17 protein-coding genes are annotated in these 21,637 nt (G+C 65.7%); 8 read left to right on the top strand and 9 right to left on the bottom strand.

Going from position 1 to position 21,637, the window contains the following annotated elements; genetic code table 11:
* Positions 1-143: 143 nt before the first annotated feature.
* From HGK27_RS16190 to HGK27_RS16175, 4 genes are all read right to left on the bottom strand, one after another.
* Positions 144-1,160 carry a glycosyltransferase gene (locus tag HGK27_RS16190; RefSeq protein WP_206241876.1) on the bottom strand — a complete coding sequence of 339 codons (1,017 nt, stop codon included), beginning with the start codon at positions 1,158-1,160 and terminating at the stop codon, positions 144-146.
* Positions 1,157-2,542, bottom strand: coding sequence for a glycosyltransferase (locus tag HGK27_RS16185; protein ID WP_206241875.1), 1,386 nt, complete (start codon positions 2,540-2,542; stop codon positions 1,157-1,159). The genes HGK27_RS16190 and HGK27_RS16185 overlap by 4 nt, the downstream gene beginning before the upstream one ends.
* Positions 2,543-2,794: 252 nt before the next feature.
* A complete protein-coding gene (locus HGK27_RS16180) occupies positions 2,795-3,556 on the bottom strand; it encodes an SDR family oxidoreductase (protein WP_206241874.1) in 762 nt (253 codons plus the stop codon).
* Positions 3,557-3,854: 298 nt separating this feature from the next.
* Positions 3,855-5,390 carry a catalase gene (locus HGK27_RS16175; RefSeq protein ID WP_206241873.1) on the bottom strand — a complete coding sequence of 512 codons (1,536 nt, stop codon included), beginning with the start codon at positions 5,388-5,390 and terminating at the stop codon, positions 3,855-3,857.
* Between the two features lie 257 nt (positions 5,391-5,647).
* Between HGK27_RS16175 and HGK27_RS16170 the strand changes: the two genes are divergently transcribed.
* From HGK27_RS16170 to HGK27_RS16155, 4 genes are all read left to right on the top strand, one after another.
* On the top strand, positions 5,648-6,628 hold the full coding sequence (locus HGK27_RS16170) for an NAD(P)H-dependent flavin oxidoreductase (protein ID WP_206243291.1): 981 nt from the start codon (positions 5,648-5,650) through the stop codon (positions 6,626-6,628).
* 359 nt (positions 6,629-6,987) lie between these two features.
* The gene (locus tag HGK27_RS16165; RefSeq protein WP_206241872.1) at positions 6,988-7,857 is read left to right on the top strand and encodes a dienelactone hydrolase family protein; all 870 of its coding nucleotides are present in this window, start codon (positions 6,988-6,990) and stop codon (positions 7,855-7,857) included.
* A 91-nt stretch (positions 7,858-7,948) separates the two neighbouring features.
* Positions 7,949-8,365, top strand: coding sequence for a peptide-methionine (R)-S-oxide reductase MsrB (msrB, locus tag HGK27_RS16160; protein WP_206241870.1), 417 nt, complete (start codon positions 7,949-7,951; stop codon positions 8,363-8,365).
* A gap of 290 nt (positions 8,366-8,655) precedes the next feature.
* Positions 8,656-10,773: a transglycosylase domain-containing protein gene (locus HGK27_RS16155; protein WP_206241868.1), complete on the top strand. Its 2,118-nt coding sequence runs from the start codon at positions 8,656-8,658 to the stop codon at positions 10,771-10,773.
* A gap of 335 nt (positions 10,774-11,108) precedes the next feature.
* Here the strand turns inward: HGK27_RS16155 and HGK27_RS16150 are convergent, their stop codons facing one another.
* From HGK27_RS16150 to hflK, 3 genes are all read right to left on the bottom strand, one after another.
* The gene (locus HGK27_RS16150; RefSeq protein WP_241127231.1) at positions 11,109-12,659 is read right to left on the bottom strand and encodes a Do family serine endopeptidase; all 1,551 of its coding nucleotides are present in this window, start codon (positions 12,657-12,659) and stop codon (positions 11,109-11,111) included.
* 300 nt (positions 12,660-12,959) lie between these two features.
* Complete coding sequence (gene hflC / locus HGK27_RS16145) at positions 12,960-13,850, bottom strand: protease modulator HflC (RefSeq protein WP_206241864.1); 891 nt, start codon at positions 13,848-13,850, stop codon at positions 12,960-12,962.
* Positions 13,847-15,070, bottom strand: coding sequence for a protease modulator HflK (gene hflK, locus HGK27_RS16140; protein ID WP_206241862.1), 1,224 nt, complete (start codon positions 15,068-15,070; stop codon positions 13,847-13,849). Before hflK ends, hflC begins: the two co-directional genes overlap by 4 nt.
* 341 nt (positions 15,071-15,411) lie before the next feature.
* On the opposite strand from hflK, the gene HGK27_RS16135 reads away from it, so the two are divergent.
* The 3 genes from HGK27_RS16135 to hemH are packed head-to-tail and all read left to right on the top strand — an operon-like array spanning position 15,412 to position 19,497.
* The gene (locus tag HGK27_RS16135) at positions 15,412-16,197 is read left to right on the top strand and encodes an Mrp/NBP35 family ATP-binding protein (protein WP_241127400.1); all 786 of its coding nucleotides are present in this window, start codon (positions 15,412-15,414) and stop codon (positions 16,195-16,197) included.
* 2 nt (positions 16,198-16,199) lie between these two features.
* Complete coding sequence (locus HGK27_RS16130) at positions 16,200-18,464, top strand: molybdopterin cofactor-binding domain-containing protein (RefSeq protein WP_206241858.1); 2,265 nt, start codon at positions 16,200-16,202, stop codon at positions 18,462-18,464.
* Positions 18,465-18,468: 4 nt separating this feature from the next.
* On the top strand, positions 18,469-19,497 hold the full coding sequence (gene hemH / locus HGK27_RS16125; RefSeq protein WP_206241856.1) for a ferrochelatase: 1,029 nt from the start codon (positions 18,469-18,471) through the stop codon (positions 19,495-19,497).
* Here the strand turns inward: hemH and HGK27_RS16120 are convergent.
* Positions 19,494-20,069 carry a hypothetical protein gene (locus HGK27_RS16120; protein ID WP_206241854.1) on the bottom strand — a complete coding sequence of 192 codons (576 nt, stop codon included), beginning with the start codon at positions 20,067-20,069 and terminating at the stop codon, positions 19,494-19,496. The two genes, hemH and HGK27_RS16120, sit on opposite strands and share 4 nt — an antisense overlap.
* A gap of 46 nt (positions 20,070-20,115) precedes the next feature.
* Positions 20,116-20,292: a DUF1674 domain-containing protein gene (locus tag HGK27_RS16115; RefSeq protein WP_241127230.1), complete on the bottom strand. Its 177-nt coding sequence runs from the start codon at positions 20,290-20,292 to the stop codon at positions 20,116-20,118.
* 66 nt (positions 20,293-20,358) lie between these two features.
* Between HGK27_RS16115 and HGK27_RS16110 the strand changes: the two genes are divergently transcribed.
* Positions 20,359-21,600 carry an RsmB/NOP family class I SAM-dependent RNA methyltransferase gene (locus HGK27_RS16110; protein ID WP_206241852.1) on the top strand — a complete coding sequence of 414 codons (1,242 nt, stop codon included), beginning with the start codon at positions 20,359-20,361 and terminating at the stop codon, positions 21,598-21,600.
* Positions 21,601-21,637: the final 37 nt, after the last annotated feature.

Raw genomic sequence — 21,637 nt, 5'->3', positions numbered from 1 at the left:
CAATAAAGCTGCACGCGCAAAGCAAAAAACGCAGCGCTCAGAACACTTGCGTAACGACGAGGACAGGGCGCAAGGTAGACATTCATGGGAGCGCGAGGGGGTAACCCCCTCGCATTGCCTCTTCCTTCCTGAAAACCCCTCAATCAGCCCGGCAAATGCTGCATCCCGCCTAGCAGAACATCGAGATTATGCTGCGCCAGATGGCTCCCGCGCCCGGCGACGGAGCCTTCCAGATCGGGCCTCTCGCCGATTTCGAGGCAGCGCTGCCATGCCGTCACGGCCAGCGGCAGCCAGTGGTCCAGCGCGCGGGCAGGCTCATGGCCTGCGGTATCGAGGCACAGATTGCCGATGACGAAGAACAGGTCGGGCGAGGTCGGGAAGTTGGCCATTTGCGCCTCGGCCATGATCAGCGCTTCCGGGCGTCGGCCAGACTGGCCCAGACAATGCAGATAGCGCACCACCAGATCATGCCGCCATGGCACATCGGGCGCGGCGCCCGCCAGCGCCTGCTCGTACCAGCGGCAGGCTTCGCCATGGTGGTCGGCGCCCTCGGCATCGCGGCCCAGCTGGAACTGCAGATAGGCATCGCCGGGGTGAGCGGCCAGTTCGGCCAGCAGCAGCTCGCGGTTGCGCCCCTGCTTGGCGACCATATGCGCGGCCAGATAGCCGTCATGGCCGATCTGCACGTCCAGCTTCTCACGCGGCAGGTCGGAGATCGCCTGCTCGTGGACGCGGCCTGAAAAGCGCACGCCGCGCGGCAGGAGGCGGGTGATCCAGCTGCGGCTTTGGGGGGTGGCGCTTGCCTGCAGCATGCCCGCGCTGTCATCATCGCTCAGCACGCAGACCCGGCCGAGGCGGGGCGCGCCCTTGCAGAAGGCGCGAATATGTTCGCCGCCCTGGGCGATCCATTCGTCGGCATCGACGATCAGGTTCCAGTCGGCATCGGCCAGCGCCAGCGCATGGTTGCGCGCCCTGGAGAAATCATCGGGCCAGACCATCTGCTCCACCGTGGCGCCATGGGCTCTGGCGATGGCGATGGTGTCGTCGGTTGAACCGGTGTCGAGGCAGAAGAGGCGGTCGACATGCGGCGCAAGGCTGGTGAGGCAGCGAGCGATGCAGCGCGCCTCATTGCGCATGATGAGTACGGCGGCGATGCTCATGCCGCTGCCGCCAGTCGCGCGGGGGAGAGCAGGGCCAGCAGCGAGATGCCGTTGAAGAACCACATGCGCTCCACGGTCATATCGCTGTATTTGCGGATGGTGTTCTGGAAGGTGTAGGGCGTGTACCAGACATTGTGATCGGGGTGGACCACTTCCACGAAGGTCTCGCTGTCATCGATGTAGTCGAAATGGCCGGCCCGGCACTGATAGGCATCGGGCACGCTCATCAGGTAGCACTGCGCCTTGACCGCCGAGAGCTTGGCCAGAAAATCGCCGACATCGGGCACATGCTCCATGACTTCAGGCACCAGCACGACATCATAGTCGTCCGTCACCTCGGAGAAATCGGCAAACAGCCGCCCTTTGACATGGGGGCGCAGCAGATCGAGCGCCTCGACATGCGGGTCCAGCCCGTCGAGCCTGGCGCAGACCTTGTCCAGATGCAGATGCAGTGAGCTGTTCAGATCGGTGATCGGCCAGTCGGCGCAACCGACATGCAGCACGCGCTTGCCCGCGCACAGATCGCCCAGCACCTGCATGCGCGAGAGGCCCATCAGCTCGGTGCCGACGGTGACCTTCTGCACGAAATAGGCATCATGCAGCCGCTCGATCTGGGAATGGACGGGGTTGGCGGTCTGCGCGCGCGCCAGCTCCTGAACTCGGGCCTGAGCTTTGGTCTGGGCCGGCGCTTCCGCCGCATAGGCGCTCGCCGCCGAGGTGGCGATATCCGGCAGGCTCCTGGCCTCCAGATCGAGCGTGTGAAGCTGCTCATAGCTGCCGTTGGTCGATCCCCACAGCTGGTCGGCATAGACCGGCCCCTTGCCCTGATAGGTAAGGCCGGTGAAATGGGTGGGGATGAAATAGTGGCTGGGGTAGATGCGCAGCGGCGTATAGACGTGCTGGCGATAGCTTTGCGTCAGGCGCATGGGGCCAACGCTTTCCCACGCCATGCGATCCACCACGGTCGGCTCGTTCTGGATATCGGCGATGATCTGGCCGACGAAGGGATTGCCCGCCTCGCAGCCGAAATAGCCCGCGGCGATCAGGCCCGGTCTGGCGATCTCGTTTTCCCAGCAGGCAAAGGCCTCGCAATCGAGGAAGCTGTCATCCAGCGGGCGGCGGCAGACGCTGTCGGCATCGAAGACGATGCCGCCATGCTCGTGAAGAATTTCCCAGCGCATCATGTCCGCCACGCCGTTCAGCTCGCGCTGGGACATGGCCCTCATGTGCATTGTGTTGATCCAGTTGCCGGCGGCCAGCTCGTCATTGCCCCAGATGCGGAAGGTCCAATCGGGGTGGGCATCGCGCCAGGTCTGGATGCAATTGTCAGGACGGCGGCTTTCATCGCCCACCCAGATGAAATGGAAAACCTTTGGAATCACGATGCGCTCCCTGACTGCCGACACGGTTGCCAGAGTGGCCAAATCTAAAGATTTAAGCTTAATGGTGTTTCAGGAGGGGATGGGGTTAATTGCGTAGTGAGGGAGGGGGAGCGGGTTTTGCCTCCGGCGGGCAAAGGGCCATCGCCCTTTGCAATCCCTTTATTGTCTGCCTTTGCGCCATGGGGCTTGGCGTCGGGTGTGGGGAGGCGTGCGGCTGGTTTTGGGAAAATTCGTTTTGTCTGAACAAGATGATCAGGCATCCGGAACCGTGAAGGCGTGGGGGATGCCACCGTTCAGGGGGAAGGATGCCGCCGTCACAAACCCCGCATCGTCACTGGCGAGATAGGCTGCTGTCGCGGCCAGTTCCTCCAGCGTTCCGAAGCGACCCATCGGCATATGGGTGAAGCGGCGGGCGGCTTGCTCGGGCCCGATGCGGTCGAATGTGGCCTTGATCTGCGCGGTTTCGATCGGCCCCATCGCGATCGCGTTCACCCGGATGTTGCTGCGCGCCAGATGAACGCCCAGATCGCGAGATAGTTGTTCCACGCCTGCCTTGGCGGCATTGAACGCCATCTGGCCTGTCGCGCTGCCCATCCCCGCCAGAAACGAGGCCGTGTTGATGATCGAAGCGGTGGTCGTTCCTTTGCCCATATGCGGGATCGCATGTTTGCAGCTGAGCCATGTCGCGGTGAGGATTGAGGTGATCACGCGGTTCCAGGTGGCAAGGCTGGTGTCGAGCGCTGAATGGTCGTCAGGGTCAATCGGGCCGGCATTGTTGTACACCACATCGAGGCGGCCGAACCGCGCCGCTATGTCTGCGTAAAGGGCCTGAACCGTTGCCTCATCCGTCAGATCCCCGACCAGCGCCATCTCCCCGATCCCGTGCGGGCGGCGATCAATCCCGACGACGATCCCGCCTTCCTCGGCGAAGCGCCGGGCGATGGCCTCCCCCATATCGCCCATGACGCCTGCCACCACGCAAACACGGCCTGAAAGGCGGTTTTTTTCCTTCACGTGATCCTCCGCAACAGCATGCACCGCCATGTTGGCGGAGCAGCGGCAAGTCGCCACCCCACAGGCCGACAAGCAAGCCAGAGCGGCAGACAATCCCGATGAACCGCCCCCTGAAGGGGGACAGCCCATGCCCGAATGCGTACCAAACGGTGAGAATAGGGCGTAACGCAGACATTCCTGGGAGCGCGAGGGGGTAACCCCCTCGCATCTCTCTTTTCCTTAAACCTCAAATCAAAAACCCGCCCCCGGTGGTCCATCCGGGGGCGGGCTCTTGTGCGACCCTTCAGGGCTATGGGGATCAGTCGGCCAGTTCAGGATCGCTCGGCACGTCCGAAGGCACGTCCATGCCCAGAGCCTTGGCCACGCCCGCGCCATAGGCCGGATCGCAGCGCAGGCAGTTGGCGATATGGCGCGCCTTGATAAAGTCCGGCGCATCACCCATGCCGCGTGCGGTGTTCTCGAAGAGCACCTGCTGCTGCGCGGGCGTCATCAGCTGGAACAGAGCGCGGGGCTGGCTGAAGTAATCGGCATCATCCTCGCGGAAGTTCCAGAAGTCCGCCGCGCCGTCGATCTTCATCGGCGGCTCGCGATAGTCGCTCTGCGATTCCCACTGGTGGAAGCTGTTGGGCTGATAGTGGATGGTGCTGCCATAGTTGCCATCGACGCGCATGTATCCATCGCGATGGTTGCTGTGCACCGGGCAGCGCGCCGCATTCACCGGGATCTGGTGATAGTTCACGCCCAGACGATAACGCTGCGCATCCGAATAGGCGAAGAGACGTGCCTGCAGCATCTTGTCGGGCGAAACGCTGATGCCGGGCACCAGATTGCTGGGTGCGAAGGCGCTCTGCTCGACGTCCGCGAAGAAGTTGGCGGCGTTGCGGTTCAGCTCGAACTCACCCACCTGGATCAGCGGATACTGCGCCTTGGGCCAGATCTTGGTGAGGTCGAAGGGGTGGAAACCGCAGGTCGCCGCCTCTTCCTCGGGCATGATCTGCACGAACATCGTCCACTTGGGGAAGTCGCCGCGCTCGATGGCGTCATACAGGTCGCGCTGATGGCTCTCGCGGTCACCCGCCACGGTTTCGGCGGCCTCGGCGTCGGTCAGGTTCTTGATGCCCTGCTGGGTCTTGAAGTGGAATTTGACCCAGAAACGCTCGTTGTCAGCGTTGATGAAGCTGTAGGTGTGGCTGCCGAAGCCATGCATGTGGCGATAGCTGGCCGGGATGCCGCGATCGGACATCACGATCGTCACCTGATGGAAGGCCTCGGGCAGCAGGCTCCAGAAGTCCCAATTGTTGGTGGCGCTGCGCATGTTGGTGCGCGGGTCGCGCTTCACCGCCTTGTTGAGGTCAGGGAACTTGCGCGGATCGCGCAGGAAGAACACGGGGGTGTTGTTGCCCACCATGTCCCAGTTGCCTTCCTCGGTGTAGAACTTCAGCGCGAAACCGCGAATGTCGCGCTCGGCGTCAGCCGCGCCGCGCTCGCCCGCCACGGTGGTGAAGCGCGCGAACATCTCGGTCTGCTTGCCCACTTCGCCCAGGAACTTGGCGCGGGTGTATTTGGTGATGTCATGCGTGACGGTGAAGGTGCCGAAAGCGCCCGAACCCTTGGCATGCATGCGGCGCTCGGGGATCACCTCGCGGTTCAGATTGGCCAGCTTCTCCAGCAGCCACACATCCTGCATCAGCAGGGGGCCGCGCGGCCCGGCGGTCATGGAGTTCATATTGTCCACCACCGGCGCGCCGAAGGCGGTGGTCAGCGGGGTGGAGCCGGGTGCGGCACTGCCATGAGCAACGGGACATTTGCCGGTGGGGTTGTTGGAATCGGACATGGGTGGGCCTCCTCAAAACCTTCGGATCAGATGCATGCCTTGCTAGCGCGACACTCGTGTGCCGCAAAAGCGGTTAAGCCTGTCACACTGATCGAGCCTTTGGATAATACGGATTTGTGACCATATTGCCGAGCCATACTCGGGTATAGCAGCCCTGATATGCAGGCGGATTGCCGTTTCTTGATGTCCGCTTTATAGGCGCGGCCTGAGAATCCCTAAAATATGAGAAACTGGTGACGGACAAGACCAAGGCGCTGATGGCACGGGGCGCCGCATTCCTGGGCAGCGAGCATGCCATTCTGTGCGGGGCGATGAGCTGGGTTTCGGAGCGCAACCTCGTTGCGGCCATCAGCAATGCTGGCGGCTTCGGCGTGATCGCCTGCGGCGCCATGACGCCCGAATTGCTCGACGCGGAGATCGCCGCCACCGCCGCGCTGACGGGCAAGCCCTTCGGCGTGAACCTGATCACCATGCACCCCAAGCTCTTCGAGCTGATCGAGGTCTGCGCGAAGCACAAGGTGACTCATGTGGTCCTCGCCGGCGGCCTGCCCCCCAAGGGCAGCCTTGAGGCGATCAAGGAGACCGGCGCCAAGGTGATCTGCTTTGCCCCCACGCTGGCGCTGGGCAAGAAGCTGCTGCGTAGCGGCGCGGATGCCCTTGTGATCGAGGGCCATGAGGCTGGCGGCCATATCGGTCCCGTCTCCACCAGCGTCCTCGCTCAGGAAATCCTGCCTGAGCTGGCTGCCGACAACATCGTGTTTGTCGCCGGTGGCATCGGTCGCGGCGAGGCGATTGCCTCCTATCTGGAAATGGGCGCTTCTGGCGTGCAGCTGGGCACGCGCTTTGCCGCCGCCACCGAGAGCATCGCTCACCCCGATTTCAAGAAGGCCTTCTTCCGTGGCCATGCGCGCGACGCCATGCCCTCGGTGCAGGTCGACGCCCGCCTGCCCGTGATCCCCGTGCGCGCCCTCAAGAACAAGGGCACCGAGGAGTTCACCGCCAAGCAGCGCGAAGTCGCCGCCAAGCTGGACGCCGGTGAGGTGGACATGCACGAGGCCCAGCTGCTGATCGAGCGCTTCTGGGCCGGTGCCCTGCGTCGCGCCGTGATCGATGGCGATGTCGAGAGCGGGTCTTTGATGGCGGGCCAGTCGGTGGGCATGGTTACCAAGGAAGAGCCTGTGCTGGACATCATCACCCAGCTGCTGGATGAGTGTGAGACGGCTCTCAAGGGGCGGTAAGAAGGTTTGAAGGGAATAAGTGCGAGGGTGTTACACCCTCGCGCTCCCTTTACTGTCTGCGTTGCGCCACGGGTTCGGCCAAGGCGCTAGGGTTGCAGCGCCGCAGGCTTTAAATTCCCAGACCAGTGTAAGGCGCCGAGGCTTTCTGCCTGCGGCGCCTTTCCTTTGTGCAGGTGGAGAGGCGGGGCGCCACGATGCGGTGCCAATACCCTATCGTCGGAAGACGTTCCGGGAGCGCGAGGGGGTAACCCCCTCGCATTTCCTTCTTCTTTTCTCTCAAATCCTTCATGGCGCCCTTCTCCACAATATGCTTCATTCCGCCCCGCACAGAGGGGGTGCATGAGCAGGAGATCCAAATCATGTGCGATGATTTCACCGTTCTGGAGGAAGACGCGGCCCTGAAGGCCATGGGCGTGTCCCGCCGCGATTTCGCCGGTCTGGCGGCGGGCGCGGGCCTTGCCGCCATCGCCGCGAGCCCGGCCTATGCGGCGACGGGCGTGGTGGAGAAGGCGGTCAGCATCCCCACGGGCGATGGCGAGTGCGATGCCTTCCTCTATCACCCGGCCACGGGCACGCATCCTGGCATCATCGTCTGGCCGGACATTGCGGGCCTGCGCGATGCCTACAAGCTGTGGGCCAAGCGGCTGGCGGGTGAGGGCTACAGCGTGCTGGTGGTCAATCACTACTACCGCACGGCGAAAGCCCCGCTGCTGGCGACGATGGCCGAATGGCGCACCCCGGCTGGCGCTGACAAGCTCAAGCCAGCCATTGCGGCGCTGAACCCCGAACGCATCACCAAGGACGCGGCGGCTTTCGTGGCCTTTCTCGACAAGCAGCCCTCGGTCAACAAGGCGCGCGGGCTGGGCGCGGCGGGGCACTGCATGACGGGGAGCTATACGGTGCGCGCGGCGGCTGTGGCGCCCAATCGCGTGAAGGCCTGCGCCTCGCTGCATGGCGGCGGGCTGGTGGACGACAAACCCGATGGCGTCATCGCGCTGATCCCCAAGACCAGGGCCAGCTTCCTGTTTGCCATCGCCCAGAACGACGATGCGCGCGCCCCCGGTGACAAGGATGCGCTGAAAAAGGCCTGCGCCGCCGCCGGTCGCCCGGCGGAGGTGGAGGTGTTTCACGCCGATCACGGCTGGACCACGCTGGACGCCCCCAGCTACAACAAGGAAGAGGCCGAGCGCGCCTGGACCCGCATGACGGCGCTCTTCGCCAAGCTGTAGACACGCCTGAACCGATGCGCCCCTGCTCCACCCTTGCGGGCGGGCGGGGGCGTTTCCATATGGGGGCTCGCTTCCCAAGGAGTTCCCCGTGATGTCCGATCTTCCCGCCGATCCCCAGACGCTGACCGATGCGCAATGGCGTGAGCGGCTGACCCCCATGCAGTACCATGTGCTGCGCGAGGCGGGCACGGAACGCGCCTTCACCGGCGAGTATGACCATCTGTTCGCGGATGGCGAGTACACTTGCGCGGGCTGCGGGGCGCCTTTGTTCACCTCGGAGGACAAGTTCAACTCGGGCTGCGGCTGGCCGGCCTATTCGGCGCCTCAGGCCGAGGAAGCCATCACCGAATATCGCGATGTCAGCCATGGCATGGTGCGCACCGAAGTGCGCTGCGCCCGCTGCGACGGCCATCTGGGCCATGTCTTCCCCGATGGCCCCGGGCCGACGGGCCTGCGCTATTGCATCAACAGCGCCGCGCTGGATTTCGAGCCCGAAGCGAAGGACTAAGAGTCTGTCTGGAAATCCGGCGAAAGCCGGATTTGCGGCACCGGCCCTCTCCCCCACCCGGCCACCCATATGATACTGCCGTTGGGTGGCCGGGTGGGGGAGAGGGCCGGTGCCGCGCTGAAAATGCGCGAAAGCGCATTTTCCAAACAGGCCCTAAGCTCCTGTTCAGGCGGTTTTCGGCAAGAATTCGCGGGGGCAGGGGTTAACCTTGCCCCTTTGATAGCCTAGGAGGGCGCGAAAGCTGCGGACTCGCGCCCTGCCTGTCCGCCGATAGGATGCAATTTCACGCAATGGCAAGACGCGATATTCGGCGCCAGGCAAATCAGGGTTCGGGTGAGCAGCCCCCTCGCGGAGGCTCCCCGAAACCACGGCGTTCCAAACGGAGTATCTGGGTGAAAATCTTGGTGTGGCTGGCCGCCCTGGGCGTGCTGGCATGTTCGCTGGTCTTCGGCATCGTCTATTTCGAAGCCCAGAGCCTGCCCAGCCTGGAATCGCTGAAATCCAGCCAGAATGGCCAGACGATCCTTGTGCGCGCGCGCGATGGTTCGCAGCTGGTCGTCATCGGCCCCTCCTATGGCCAGTGGCTGGATTATGACCGCATCCCCTCGGTGATGAAGGACGCCATCGTCTCCACCGAGGATCGCCGCTTCCGCGACCATATCGGCATCGATCCCATCGGCATGATGCGTTCGGCCGCGGTCAACGTGAAGAGCGGCCACCGCCGTCAGGGCGCCTCGACGCTGACGCAGCAGCTGGCGCGCAACATCTTCCTCAACAATGACCGCACCTTCAGCCGGAAGATCAAGGAGATCTTCATCGCCATGGCGCTGGAGTGGAAGTTCTCCAAGGATCAGATCCTCGAACTCTACCTCAACAAGGTGTATTTCGGCGGCGGCGCCTATGGTGTGGACGCGGCCAGCCGCAAGTTCTTCAACCACCCCGGCACCCAGCTGAGCCTGCCCGAGGCGGCGATCATCGCAGGGCTCGTGAAGGCCCCCAGCCATTACTCGCCCACCGCCGACGCGCAGGCCGCTGTCGACCGTGCCAGCGTGGTGCTGGATGTGATGGAGGATGCCGGCGCCATCACCTCCACCGAGCATGCCGCCGTGCATCTCGACAAGGTGAAGATGGCCGCCGAGCCCGCTCAGAACTCGGTGCGCTACTTCACCGACTGGGCGCTGCCCCAGCTCGACACGCTGATCGGCACTGACAACACCGAGCCGGTGGAAGTCTGGACCACGCTCGATCCCAAGATGCAGTCGGCGGCCACCGCCGCTGTCGCCGCCAACGCCCCCAAGGGCGCGCAGGGTGCGCTGGTCTCGCTGGACCGCGACGGCAGCGTGCTGGCCATGGTCGGCGGCACGGATTACGTGACCAGCAACTACAACCGCGCCACGCAGGCCATGCGCCAGCCCGGCTCGGCGTGGAAGCTGTTCGTCTATCTGGCCGCGCTGGAATCCGGCGTGAAGCCCGATGATCCGATCAACGACGAACCCGTCACCATCGACGGCTGGACGCCGCATAACGATGCCGGTCGCTATGCCGGTCAGATCGATATCCGCACCGCCTTCGCCTATTCCAAGAACACCGTCGCCGCCCAGCTGGGCCAGAAGGTGGGCTTCGATCAGGTGGCGGCCATGGCGCGGCGCTTCGGCATCTCCACCGCCATTGCCACCAACCCCTCAATGGTGCTGGGCACCAACGAAGTGCGCCTGATCGAGATGGCCCGCGCCTTCTCCGAAGTGCAGGCGCACGGCTCCTCGGTGACGCCCTATGGCATCGTCAAGGTCGTGACCGCCAGTGGCAAGGTGCTCTACCAGCATCCCCAGCCGCAGGGCCAGACGCTGGTCGCCCCCTTCGTCGCGGCCGGGATGACCGACCTGATGCAGACCGCCGTCAACATCGGCACCGGTCGCGCCGCCCAGATCGGGCGCCCCGTGGCAGGCAAGACCGGCACCACCTCCTCGAACAAGGATGGCTGGTTCATGGGCTTCTCCAGCGGGATCACCACCGGCGTGTGGATGGGCCGCGACGACGCTCACCCCGTCCCCGGCCTGCAGGGCGGCACCGCCCCGGCGCGCGCATGGGCGCAATATATGCGCATCGCCGTCGCCGGTCGCCCCGCCGAGCCCTTCGACACCGAGCTGAAGCTGCCCGAATGGCAGCTGGAGCCGGACGATCAGGCCGGTATGGGCGATCCCAACGCCTATTACTCGCCCGACGATCAGGGCAATCTGGTCGGCCCCGATGGCCAGCCCCTGCCGCCGCAGCAGGCGCCCCAGCAGGGTGCAGGGGATACGGATCAGCAGCAGGTGCCGGAGTCGCCTCAAGCGCAGCAGCCGCAGCCCGTGCCGGCGCCTCAGCAGAAGAAGAAGCCGGTGGCTCAGCCCGGGTTCGGGATCTATTAAGAAGGAAAAGGACAGTGCGAGGGTGTTACACCCTCGCGCTCCCATTTTTGTCTGCGTGGCGCTTCGGGTTCGGCCAAGGCGCTAAAGTTGCAGCGCCGCAGGCTTTAAAAATACCAAGCTATCGTAAGGCGCCGGGGCTTACTGCCTGCGGCGCCTTTTCTGTGCCTGTGGGAAGTTTACGCTCCGCTGCGGAACGACTGCCCTTGCGTCGGAAGACGTTCCGGGAGCGCGAGGGGGTAACCCCCTCGCATCTTCTCTTTTCTTCAAACCCCTTGCACAAACAAAAAAGCCCCCGCCAACCGGCGAGGGCCTTTCTGCAATCGAAGCCGGCGCGATCAGCGCAGACGGATCGGCACATAGGCCGCAGGCTGGCCGCGGTGGATCACCTGCAGCAGCAGCGCCGGGCGGTTCGAGGCCTGGGCCGCGCGGATGGCGGCTTCCAGCTCGGCCACGGTGTTGACCGGCTGGTAGCCCGCCGAGACGACCACGTCCCCGCGCGAGAGGCCCTTGGCGCCCGCGTCCGAATTGGGGTCGACGAAGCCGATGACCACGCCCTTGGTGTTCTCGGCCACGCCCACGGCGCGGGCGATCGGCGGCGTCAGCGGCTGCACGGAGAGGCCGATGGCCTTTTCCGTCAGGCCGCTGCTGGCCGGGGCCTTGGGGTTGGCGCCCTTCTTGAAGGGGTTGTCGCCGCCGGCATTGTCGGGGTCGAAAGTCTGCTGGGCTAGCTCTTCCTCGCTCGGGCGGGTGGCGACGGTGACCTGCAGGGTCATCGGCTTGCCGTTGCGGATGATGTCGAGCGGGATGCGCGTGCCGGGCGCGGTGTTGGCCACCAGATAGGACAGCGACTGACGCGGGCTGACATCCTGACCGTTGACGCGCAGCACGACGTCACCCGCCAGCACGCCGCCCAGAGCCGCGGCCTTGCCAGGCTCGACGCCCTGAATGAACTCGCCCTTGTTGTGGGGCACGCCCAGCGAATCCGCCAGATCGTCATTCAGCGGCTGGATGCGCACGCCAAGGTAGCCGCGCGCGATGGTCTGGCCATGGATCAGCTTGTCGACGATGGGCGAGGCGATGTCAGAGGGGATGGCGAGGCCGATGCCCACGCTGCCGCCGGTGGGCGAGAGGATGGCGCGGTTGATGCCGATCACTTGCCCCTTCATGTCGAACATCGGGCCGCCCGAGTTGCCCTGATTGATGGCGGCGTCGGTCTGGATGTAGCGGTCGTAAGCGCTGCCCGAGCCGGTGTTGCGCAGCACGGCGGAAACGATACCGGCGGTGACGGTGCCGCCCAGACCGAAGGGGTTGCCGATGGCGATCACCCAGTCACCCACGCGGGCCGCGCCGCTGTCGCCGAACTTGACGAAGGGCAGGGGCTTGGGCGTGGTGATCTTGAGCACGGCGAGGTCGGACTGGGCGTCCTTGCCGACCAGCTTGGCGGGATATTCATTGCCGTCGGTGAGGGTGACGCTGATCGATTCGACCTCGCCCTGGCCCTCGGCGGTGATGACGTGGTTGTTGGTGACGATATAGCCGTCCGCCGACACGATGAAGCCCGAACCCAGCGACTGGGCTTCGCGGGTCTGGCCGCCACCGCCGCCACCATTGTCGCCGCCGCCGAACATGCCTTCGAAGGGCGTGCCGGCCAGCGGGTTTTCGTTCTGCACCTTCACCTTCTGGCGGGTGGAGATGTTGACCACGGCGGGCTGCAACTGGGCGGTGAGATCGGCGAAGCTGGCGGGCGCACCGGCGCGGGGCACCACGGCGGACATTTTCTGCGCATCATTCTGCGCCACCTGCGCGCCGGCGGGGAAGCCGGACACCAGCGAGAATGTGGCGCCACCCAGCAGCAGGGCGCTGGTCAATCCATAAGCATATCGCACGGGGCTCGGTCCTCTTTTCTGAAGTCGGCGCATGCTGCCCCGGTCGGGGCGCAAGGCGCAAGAGCAATTCAACAGGTTGGAAGATCCAGCGTGATTTCAAGATCGCGCTGGATCTTCCTGATTTTTGTTGTCGCATCGTTTTCGCGAAAAACCGGTTCCCACTTTTTCGCACGATGCTCTAACGGGCGGATGGACGTCAGGTTTCGCCGGATATTGGCGCTTTTTGCCCTGAACGCAGTTTGAATGGTTCATCTTCGCGGGATTCTGGTGGCTGGGGCGTAACCCATTTGGGTAAATGAACTATTTGGCTTTCCCGCCTCCCTGGGTTGGGGCGGCTTTGCCGCCGCCTCGAAACTGCCGCAGATAATCATTGTCGGGCGTCAGCACGATGGTGGTGCCCGATTTGACCTGCGGATTGGCCATGGTCGCCTCATAGCTCTTCATGGCGCGGTAGAAGTCGTAGAAGCCGGGGTCCTTGCCGAAAGAGGCGGCATAGGTCTGCGCCGCGCGGGCCTCGGCATCGGCCTCGATGATCTGGGCCTGCTTCTGGCCGTCGGCGCGGATGGCGGTGGCCTCCTGCTCGCGGGCGGCTTCCATATTGGCGAAGGCGCGTTCCAGCGCGGTGCCCTCGGGCAGGTCGGCGCGCTTGATCCGCACATCGATCACCTGCACGCCATATTGCCGCGCCTCGCGGTCGAACTGCTGGCGGATCTGGGCCAGCACCGCGCCGCGTTCGGCCGTCAGCAACGTCTGGAAGGTGTGCGAGGCCAGCCCCCGGCGCAGGCGCGAATTGAGGATCGGCTGCAACTGCTCCTTCAGCCGGTCCATCGTGCCCGCCGTGCTGACCATCAGCACCGGATCGATCACGCGATAGAGCGCAAAGGCATCGACCTCCAGCCGCTGCTGATCGGAGGAGATCACCAGCTGGCGGTCCATCTCGATCGGCTGGATGCGCTTGTCGACGCGCACCACCGTTTCGAAGAAGGGGATGCGCGGATAGAGACCCGCGCCGGTCTGGCCGAAATCCTGATTGGGCTTGAACTTGTTGATGACCGAGACCGGGGCGCCATTGCGCAGCACCACGGCCTGCTCGGTCTCATCCACCTCGACCACGCTGAGCAGCGCCGCCACGGCAGCGGCGGCCACCACGCTGAGCGCCAGCTTGTGATCCTGCCAGAAGGTGCCGGTCATTGGGCGCCTCCCATCTGGGGCGGCGGCGGGGCCGAACCATCGGGCACCGCTTCGGCGCGGCGGCGCAGTTCGGGCAGCGGCAGATAGGTTGTCGGCCCGTTGGGCAGGATCACCTTGTCATTCTGCGAGAGCACGCGGTCCATCGTCTCGTAATACATGCGGCGGCGGGTCACCTCGGGCGCGGCCTTGTACTGGGTGTAGACGCGGTCGAAGGCGGCGGCCTCACCCTCGGCGCGGGCGACGGTCTGCTGGGCATAGCCGCGTGCCTGCTGGATGTAGCGGCTGCGGTCCTGCTGCGCCGCCTGCACCTTCTGGAAGGCCTCGTTCACTTTGCTCGGCGGATCGGCCTTCTTGAGGTCCACGCCCTGAATCAGCACGCCGGCGTGATAGGCATCGAGCAGCGCCTGCATGCGCTGTTGCACATGGGCGCCGACCTCCGCGCTGGCGGTGCCGCCCATCACATCGTTCAGCCGCACCTCGGCGATGGTGGCGCGCATGGCGGCCTCGGCCACTTCGGTGACGGTGCCTTCGGGGTCCTTCAGCTGGAAGCTGTAGAGCTTGAGGTCGCGGATGCTCCAGCGCACGACATAGGAGATGTTGACCAGACTCTGATCGCTGGTGAGCATCAGATTCTCCGCCTCGCCATTGGGGACGGAGAGCTGCTTGATGGTGGTGACATCCTTCACCGCCACCTCCTGCAAGGGCCATGGCAGGGTGAGGTTGAAGCCGGGTTGCAGGGTTTTGGTGTATTGCCCGAAGGTGGTGACGATGCCCTGCTCATGCAGCCCCAGCTGATGCGCGGAAGACAGCAGACCGCCCAGCACCAGCGCGCCGCCGATGATGATCGGCCACCAGCTCTTGCCATTGTGGCGCGGCGGCAGGTGAAGCAGATGGCGCAGATCAGGCGGCGTGGGGATCTTGGGGCCGCCACCGCCGTTGCCGCCGGGCTTGTCTCCGCCCTCTTTCCGGGGGCCGCCATTGCGGGTCTGGCGGAAAATCTCCTCGATCCCCGGCGTGCGGCGGGGAGGAGGAGCTTCGGGCGCCCATGGATTGCGGGGTGGCTGGGTGCTGTCACCCGAAGCAGGCGGCTGATCGCCGGGGCCATCAGCAGCGGGCGGCGGCGTTTCCCCCGCGCCATCCTCCTTGCGGTTGGCCAGAAGATGCGGAGCGGCTGCGTGCCCCGGCCTGAGACGGTCGATCCATTCACCCAAAAGCTTCATGAACACATCTATAGGACGCCTTTCGCGCAAGAACAGGGGACAAGCGCCGGTATTGCCGAAATTCATCCTGTGCCATGGCGGAAAGCCTGCTAGGGCCCTAGGCAATCTCCCATGTTCCGATGCCTGAAAGTTTTTTGCCCATGACCTCGCCCGATATGCTCAAGCAGCATTTGCCCCAAGCTCTGGCGCAGCGGGTGCAATCCGCGCGGCTGACCGAGGGCGTGGCGACGCTGGTGCTGGATGGCGCCGGTCTGGATCAGTCCGGGCGCGAGCAGGCCGAACAGGCCATTCGTGCGGCGCTGGCGGGCGTGGAGGGCGTGAACGAGGTGCGCGTGGGCATCATGGCCGACCGCCCTGCCGAGGCGCCCAAGCCCAAGGGGCCGATCATCATTTCGGTCGGCGCGGGCAAGGGGGGCGTGGGCAAATCGACGCTCTCGGCCAATCTGGCGGTGGCGCTGGCGCGGCAGGGGATCAAGGTCGGGCTGGTCGATGCCGATATTCACGGCCCCAGCCAGCCGCGCCTGCTGGGCACCGAAGGCATCAAGCCCGAAGCCGCCGACAGCAAGATGTTTCCGATCCCCACGGCTTTCGGCGTCAAGGCGCTCTCGATGGGCAATCTGATCGAGCCGGGCAAGGCCATCGCCTGGCGCGGATCGATGGCGGCGGGCGCGCTGGGCCAGATGGTCGAGGCGCATTGGGGCGACACGCAGGTGCTGATCATCGATTTGCCGCCGGGCACCGGCGATGTGCAGCTGACCATGGTGCAGAAGCACAAGCCGGCGGGCGCGATCATCGTCTCCACGCCGCAGGATCTGGCGCTGATGGATGCCACGCGCGCGATCCAGCTGTTCGACACGGTGGGCGTGCCGGTGATCGGTCTGGTCGAGAATATGGCGGGCTACATCTGCCCCCATTGCGGTGAGCATTCCGACCCCTTCGGCCATGGCGGCGCCGAGCAGGCCGCGCATGAGATGGGCCTGCCCTTCCTTGGCCGCGTGCCGCTGGACCTCTCGATCCGCGTGGACAGCGATGCGGGCAGGCCTCCAGCCGCCGGTGACACGCTGCAGGGCAAGGCCTTCGCCGCGATTGCCGCCAAGCTGGCCGTCTGGCTGAAAGCGCAAGCCTGACCATGGAGCTGTCGCGCCGCCGATTGCTGGTGGGCGCGGCCCTTGGCGGCGGGCTGGTGGTGGCATGGGGGCTGCGCCAGCGGCCTTACCCGCTGCCTCTGCCCCCGGGCGAGGGCGAAGTGGCCTTCGATGCGTGGATCAGGGTGGCGCGCGATGGTGTGGTGACCGTCAGCGTGCCGCAGCTGGAGATGGGGCAGGGGATCAGCACCCAGCTGGCGCAGATCGCCGCGCTGGAACTGGGCGCGGACTGGCGGCAGATGGGCGTGGTCTTCGCGCCGGTGTCGGAGATTTTCGCCAATGCGCCTTTGGCGGCGCGCTGGGCGGAGCTGTGGCTGCCGATGGTTCCTGGGGACGGAATCGAACCGGCAACGTGGTTGCCTCGCCATTGGGCGGAAGAGCATCGCTTTAGCGCCACTGCCGATGGGCTGTCACTCGCGGCCTATGAAACGCCTGTGCGCCACGCAGCCGCTGGGGCGCGGGTGCTTCTCGTGAAAGCTGCGGCCAAGCGCTGGGGCGTTAATGCCGAAGACTGCACGGTCTCCGCCGGGCTGGTGCGCCATGGCCAGCAGAGCCTGACGTTTGGAGCTTTGGCGCAGGAAGCCTCCGGGCTGACGCTGCCCGATCCCCTGCCGCTTGGCCCGCCCCCTGCCGAAAACCCCGCGCGTTTGCCTTCTGGCAGTACACCGCCTTTCCCCCGGCTCGATCTGCCTGCCAAACTCGATGGCGGCTGGATGTTTGCGGGCGATGTACGCCTGCCCGATATGGTCTTCGCCGCGATCCGCCATGCTCCCGTGGGCGAGGCGGCGCATCTGGCCGGTCACGATGCCAAGGCTGCCAAGGGCATCAGCGGCTTCCTCAGGCTGGTGGAAGGGCCCGATTGGCTGGCTGCCGTCGCCACCAACAGCTGGGCGGCGGAACAGGCGCTGGCCGCCGTGGCGCCGCGCTTTTCGGTCCATCGCCCGATCAGTGCGGAAAAGATCGATGGCGCGCTCGACACGGCGCTGAAGGCGGCGATCAAGCAAGGCGGGCAGATCATCGCCAAGCAGGGCGATCCCGAGACCCTGCTTGGTAGCAAGCCGCCCTACAGCCAGCGCTATGACGTCGCCGCCGCCGTGGCCGCGCCTTTGGAAACCGCCAGCGCGGTAGCCCGACTGCGTGATGGCCGCTGCGAAATCTGGGTGGCCTCACAAGCCCCCGAACAGACCCGCCGCGCCGTGGCCAAGGCGCTGGATATCAGCGTGGAGCATGTGGTGCTGTACCCGCTGGCGGCGGGCGGCAGTTTCGATGCGCGGCTGGAATGCCCCCATGCCGTGGAGGCCGCGCTGATCGCGCGCGAGACCGGCAAGCCGGTGCTGCTGATCTACACCCGCTGGCAGGAGGCCGTCACCGCCATCCACCGCCCGCCTCTGGCCGCGCAGATCGAGGCGCGCGTCGATCAGACCGGCACCATCGCGGCATGGCGGCTGCGGGTGGCGATGCCCTCTGCCGCGCGGGAGTTCGGTGCGCGCCTGCTGCAAGGCGCCAGCCGCGCCGAGGCGATGGCGCATCACCAGAACGCCCATGCCGATCCGCTGGCGATGGAGGGCTTCGTTCCGCCCTACAGCTTTGCCCTCACCATCGAGCAGGCGCCCGTCAGCGTCGGCCTGCCGACCGGGCGGCTGCGGGGCAATGGGCATGCTCTGGGTGCTTTCATCACCGAGAGCTTTGTCGATGAAATCGCCGCCGCTCAGGGCCGCGAGCCGCTCTCCTACCGCATGGCCTTGCTGGAGGGAGATCCCCGGCTGGCGGCGTGTCTGCAACGCGTTTCGGCGCTGGCCAACTGGAACGGCGGGCATGATGCCAGCGGGCAGGGCATCGCCTGCCACCGCATCCGTGGCGGCTGCATCGCCGCCGTGGTGACGGCCCGGCGCGGTGACGAAGGCGTGGCGGTGGACCGCATCGTTGCCGTGGCCGATATCGGCCGCATCGTGAATGTCGATATCGCCCGGCAGCAGATCGAGGGCGGGCTGGTCTATGGCATGGGGCTGGCGCTGGGCTCGGCCCCGGTGTGGAATGGTGGCTTGCCGATGGGGGCTCGGCTGGCGGCGCTCAATCTGCCGCTGCTGGGCAATTGCCCCGAAGTGGTGGTTGACCTGATCGCCTCCACCGCCGATCCCGAAGATCCCGGCGAGCTGGGTGTGGCCGTGGCCGCCCCGGCCATCGCCAATGCGCTGTTTTCGGCGACGGGCTTGCGCCTGCGCCGTCTGCCTCTTGGCAGCGAAGAATGAGGATATGACTGTGAGCCAGACCGCTTTGCCTGCAAACCATCCCGCCGTGAATGTGGGGAAGGTGGGCGTGCTGCTGGTCAATCTGGGCACGCCTCAGGCCGCGACGCCTGCTGCCGTGCGGACCTATCTGGCGCAATTCCTCTCCGATCCGCGCGTGGTGGAGATTCCGCGCGCCATCTGGCTGCCGATCCTGCATGGCATCATTCTGCGCACGCGGCCTGCCAAATCGGCCCATGCCTATGCGCAGGTCTGGACCGACGAAGGCTCGCCTCTGGCTGCTATCACCAAGGCTCAGGCTGTGGCGCTTCAGGCGCGGCTGGGTGAGGGCGTGACGGTGCGCTGGGGCATGCGCTATGGTCAGCCCGCCATCGCCGGGGAGATCGAGGCTCTGAAGGCGCAGGGCTGCGACCGTATCCTGATTTGCCCGCTCTATCCGCAATATTCGGGCGCCACCACCGCCAGCGTGATGGATGCCGTGGGGCAGGCTCTGGCCGCGATGCGCTGGCAGCCCGCGATCCGCACCCTGCCGCCCTATCACGACGATCCCGCCCATATCGCGGCGCTGAGCAGCGATGTGTCGCGGCAGCTTTCCGCGCTGCCCTTCGTGCCCGAGGTGCTGCTGCTTTCCTTCCATGGCATGCCCGAGCGCACCCTGCATCTGGGCGATCCCTATCACTGCCAATGCCGCAAGACCGCCCGCCTGCTGAGTGAGGCTCTGGCCCCGCTGTTCCCGGCGCTGCGCGTGGAAACCGCCTTCCAGAGCCGCTTTGGCCGCGCCAAATGGCTGGAGCCCTCCACCGAAACCGTGCTGGCCGCCGAGGCCGCCAAGGGCACGCGCAGGCTGGCCATCGTGGCGCCGGGCTTCTCCGCCGATTGCGTCGAGACGCTGGAGGAACTGGCGATCCGTGGGCGCGAGGTCTTTGTGGAAGCCGGTGGTCAGGATTTCGCTGTGCTCGCCTGCCTCAACGCGCGCGAGGAAGGCATGGCGATGATCGAAACGCTGGTGCGCCGAGAACTGTCCGGCTGGGCTTAGGGTTTGGGTTTGGGCGCCACCCTGTAGCCGGCATCGGGCGACACCCAGAGCAGATGATCATCAGGGTGATTCACCGGCTGCCCGGCAATGGTGGCATGGCGGGTGAAGCTGCGGGGATTGCCGCTCCCATCCGGCGTGCGGGTGGAGCACAATTCCCGGTCGATCAGCCCCTCGCGGGCCATGCCTTCCTGAATGCGCGGCAGCAATTCCGCGCTGTGCTCGGGCGGAAGCGGCTCTCCGGCGAAACGCAGTTTGGCTTGCTGCACCATCTGCATCGAGACCGTGCCGCAGACCTGATTGCCCTTCACCCGCGCAACGCCGGAAAAGCTGAGCGTCATCTTCATATCGGGGCGCAGCAGCACTTCGGTGTCATCGGTGAAGCTGCCGTCGGGGCGCGGGGTGAAATGGGCCAGCGCATGGCAGGTTTTCGAAGCCTCATCGGGCTCGGCGCATTCTAGCAGGCCCTGTGCCACGAAGGCCAGCGGATCGGCGGTGGGAGTCGCTGCAGGGGCCGCAGCGGGTGCCTCTGTCGGCTGGGCGGCAAGCAGCAGGAGCAGGCTGGCAATCGGCATGGCGTATCTCCCTTACGTCAGCTTCAGACCTTGCTGTGAGGCGGGTTCAGAAATCCCAGGCGATGCCCTTGCGCGTGAAATCGCCATAGCGCGTGGGGGAGAGGCCCTCGGGGTCGTCCTCCGCCACTGGAGCGGCGGGGGCGGGTACCGGATCGTTCGACCAATGCGCGGGCTTGGCGAAAGCGGCGGGGCGCTGAGTCGAGCGTTTGATCATGTCGGCCATAGGCCCCCAGATGCACCCGCAGCGCGGCGATTTCAATATGGCCAAAGATAGAGTAGGGGGGCCACGATGACAGATCAGGATACAAAAGGCCTTCCCGCCCGCCGCGCCGCGCTGCGCATGATGGATGCCGTGCTGCGCCGGGGCGAAACGCTGGACAATGCCGCTCACGCCGCCTGCCAGGGCATCAAGGCGCGCGAGGATCGCGCTCTGGCCCGCGCTTTGGCCGGGGAGGCGCTGCGCTGGCTGGTCGATCTGGACGCGCTGATCGATTCGGCCACGCATCAGATTTTGCCGGAAGACGCCAAGCCCCGCGCCGTGTTGCGTCTGATGCTGGCGGGCTGGCTGCGGCTGGGCACACCGCCCCACGCCGTGGTGGCGACCGGCCTCGACCTGCTGATGGGCGGCCCGCGCCGTCTGGCGCATGGGGTGTTTTCGACTTTGGTGAAGCGCAATGCGGTTTTGCCCGAAACGCCCAGCCTGCCCGAGGCCGTCGCCGCGCGCTGGGGTGAGCGGGCTTTGCCTGTGGCGCAGGGGTTGGCCGTGCCGCCCCCTTTGGACCTTACCCTGCGTGATCCCGCCGAAACCGCGCTTTGGGCCGAAAAGCTGGGTGGGGTTAGCCTGATGCCGGGCCATGTGCGCCTATCGCGCGGCAGTGCGGTGGAGACGCTGGAGGGTTTTAACGAGGGCGCTTGGTGGGTGCAGGATCTGGCCGCCGCGATCCCCACCCGCCTGATCGGCGCTGGAACGGGCCGCGCTTTGGACCTCTGCGCCGCGCCCGGTGGCAAGACCATGCAACTGGCCGCGCTGGGCTGGGATGTGACGGCGCTGGACCAGTCGGCCCGCCGCCTTGAACTGGTGCGCGAGAACCTGACCCGCACGGGCCTGAAAGCTGAAGCCATCGCCGCCGATGCCCTGAAGTGGGAGCCAGAAGGCCTTTTCGATGCGATCCTGATCGATGCTCCTTGCACCGCCACGGGCACCGCGCGCCGCCATCCCGATGTGTTGCATCGCATCGGTGCGCGCCAGATTGCCGACATGGCCGAGATCCAGCAGGCGCTGATCGCGCGCGCTGCCGGCTGGCTGAAGCCGGGCGGTCGGCTGGTTTACGCTGTCTGCTCGCTGGAGCGTGAAGAGGGCGAGGATCAGGCTGCACAGGTTGCGGGTCTGGTGGCCGAGCCGGTGCTGGCCTCGGAACTGCCCGAGGGTGTGGCTCCGACCGCCGAAGGCTGGGTGCGGACCGATCCGGGGATGCTTGCCGAGCAAGGCGGTTTGGACGGGTTCTTTGTTGCCCGGTGGCAGAAGGGGTAAAAAGGGAAATGCGAGGGGGTTACCCCCTCGCGCTCCC

Source organism: Novosphingobium terrae (assembly GCF_017163935.1).
Taxonomy (GTDB): Bacteria; Pseudomonadota; Alphaproteobacteria; order Sphingomonadales; family Sphingomonadaceae; genus Novosphingobium; species Novosphingobium terrae.
The sequence above is the reverse complement of the archived record's forward strand: the minus strand, read 5'-3'. Positions and strand labels throughout refer to the sequence as shown.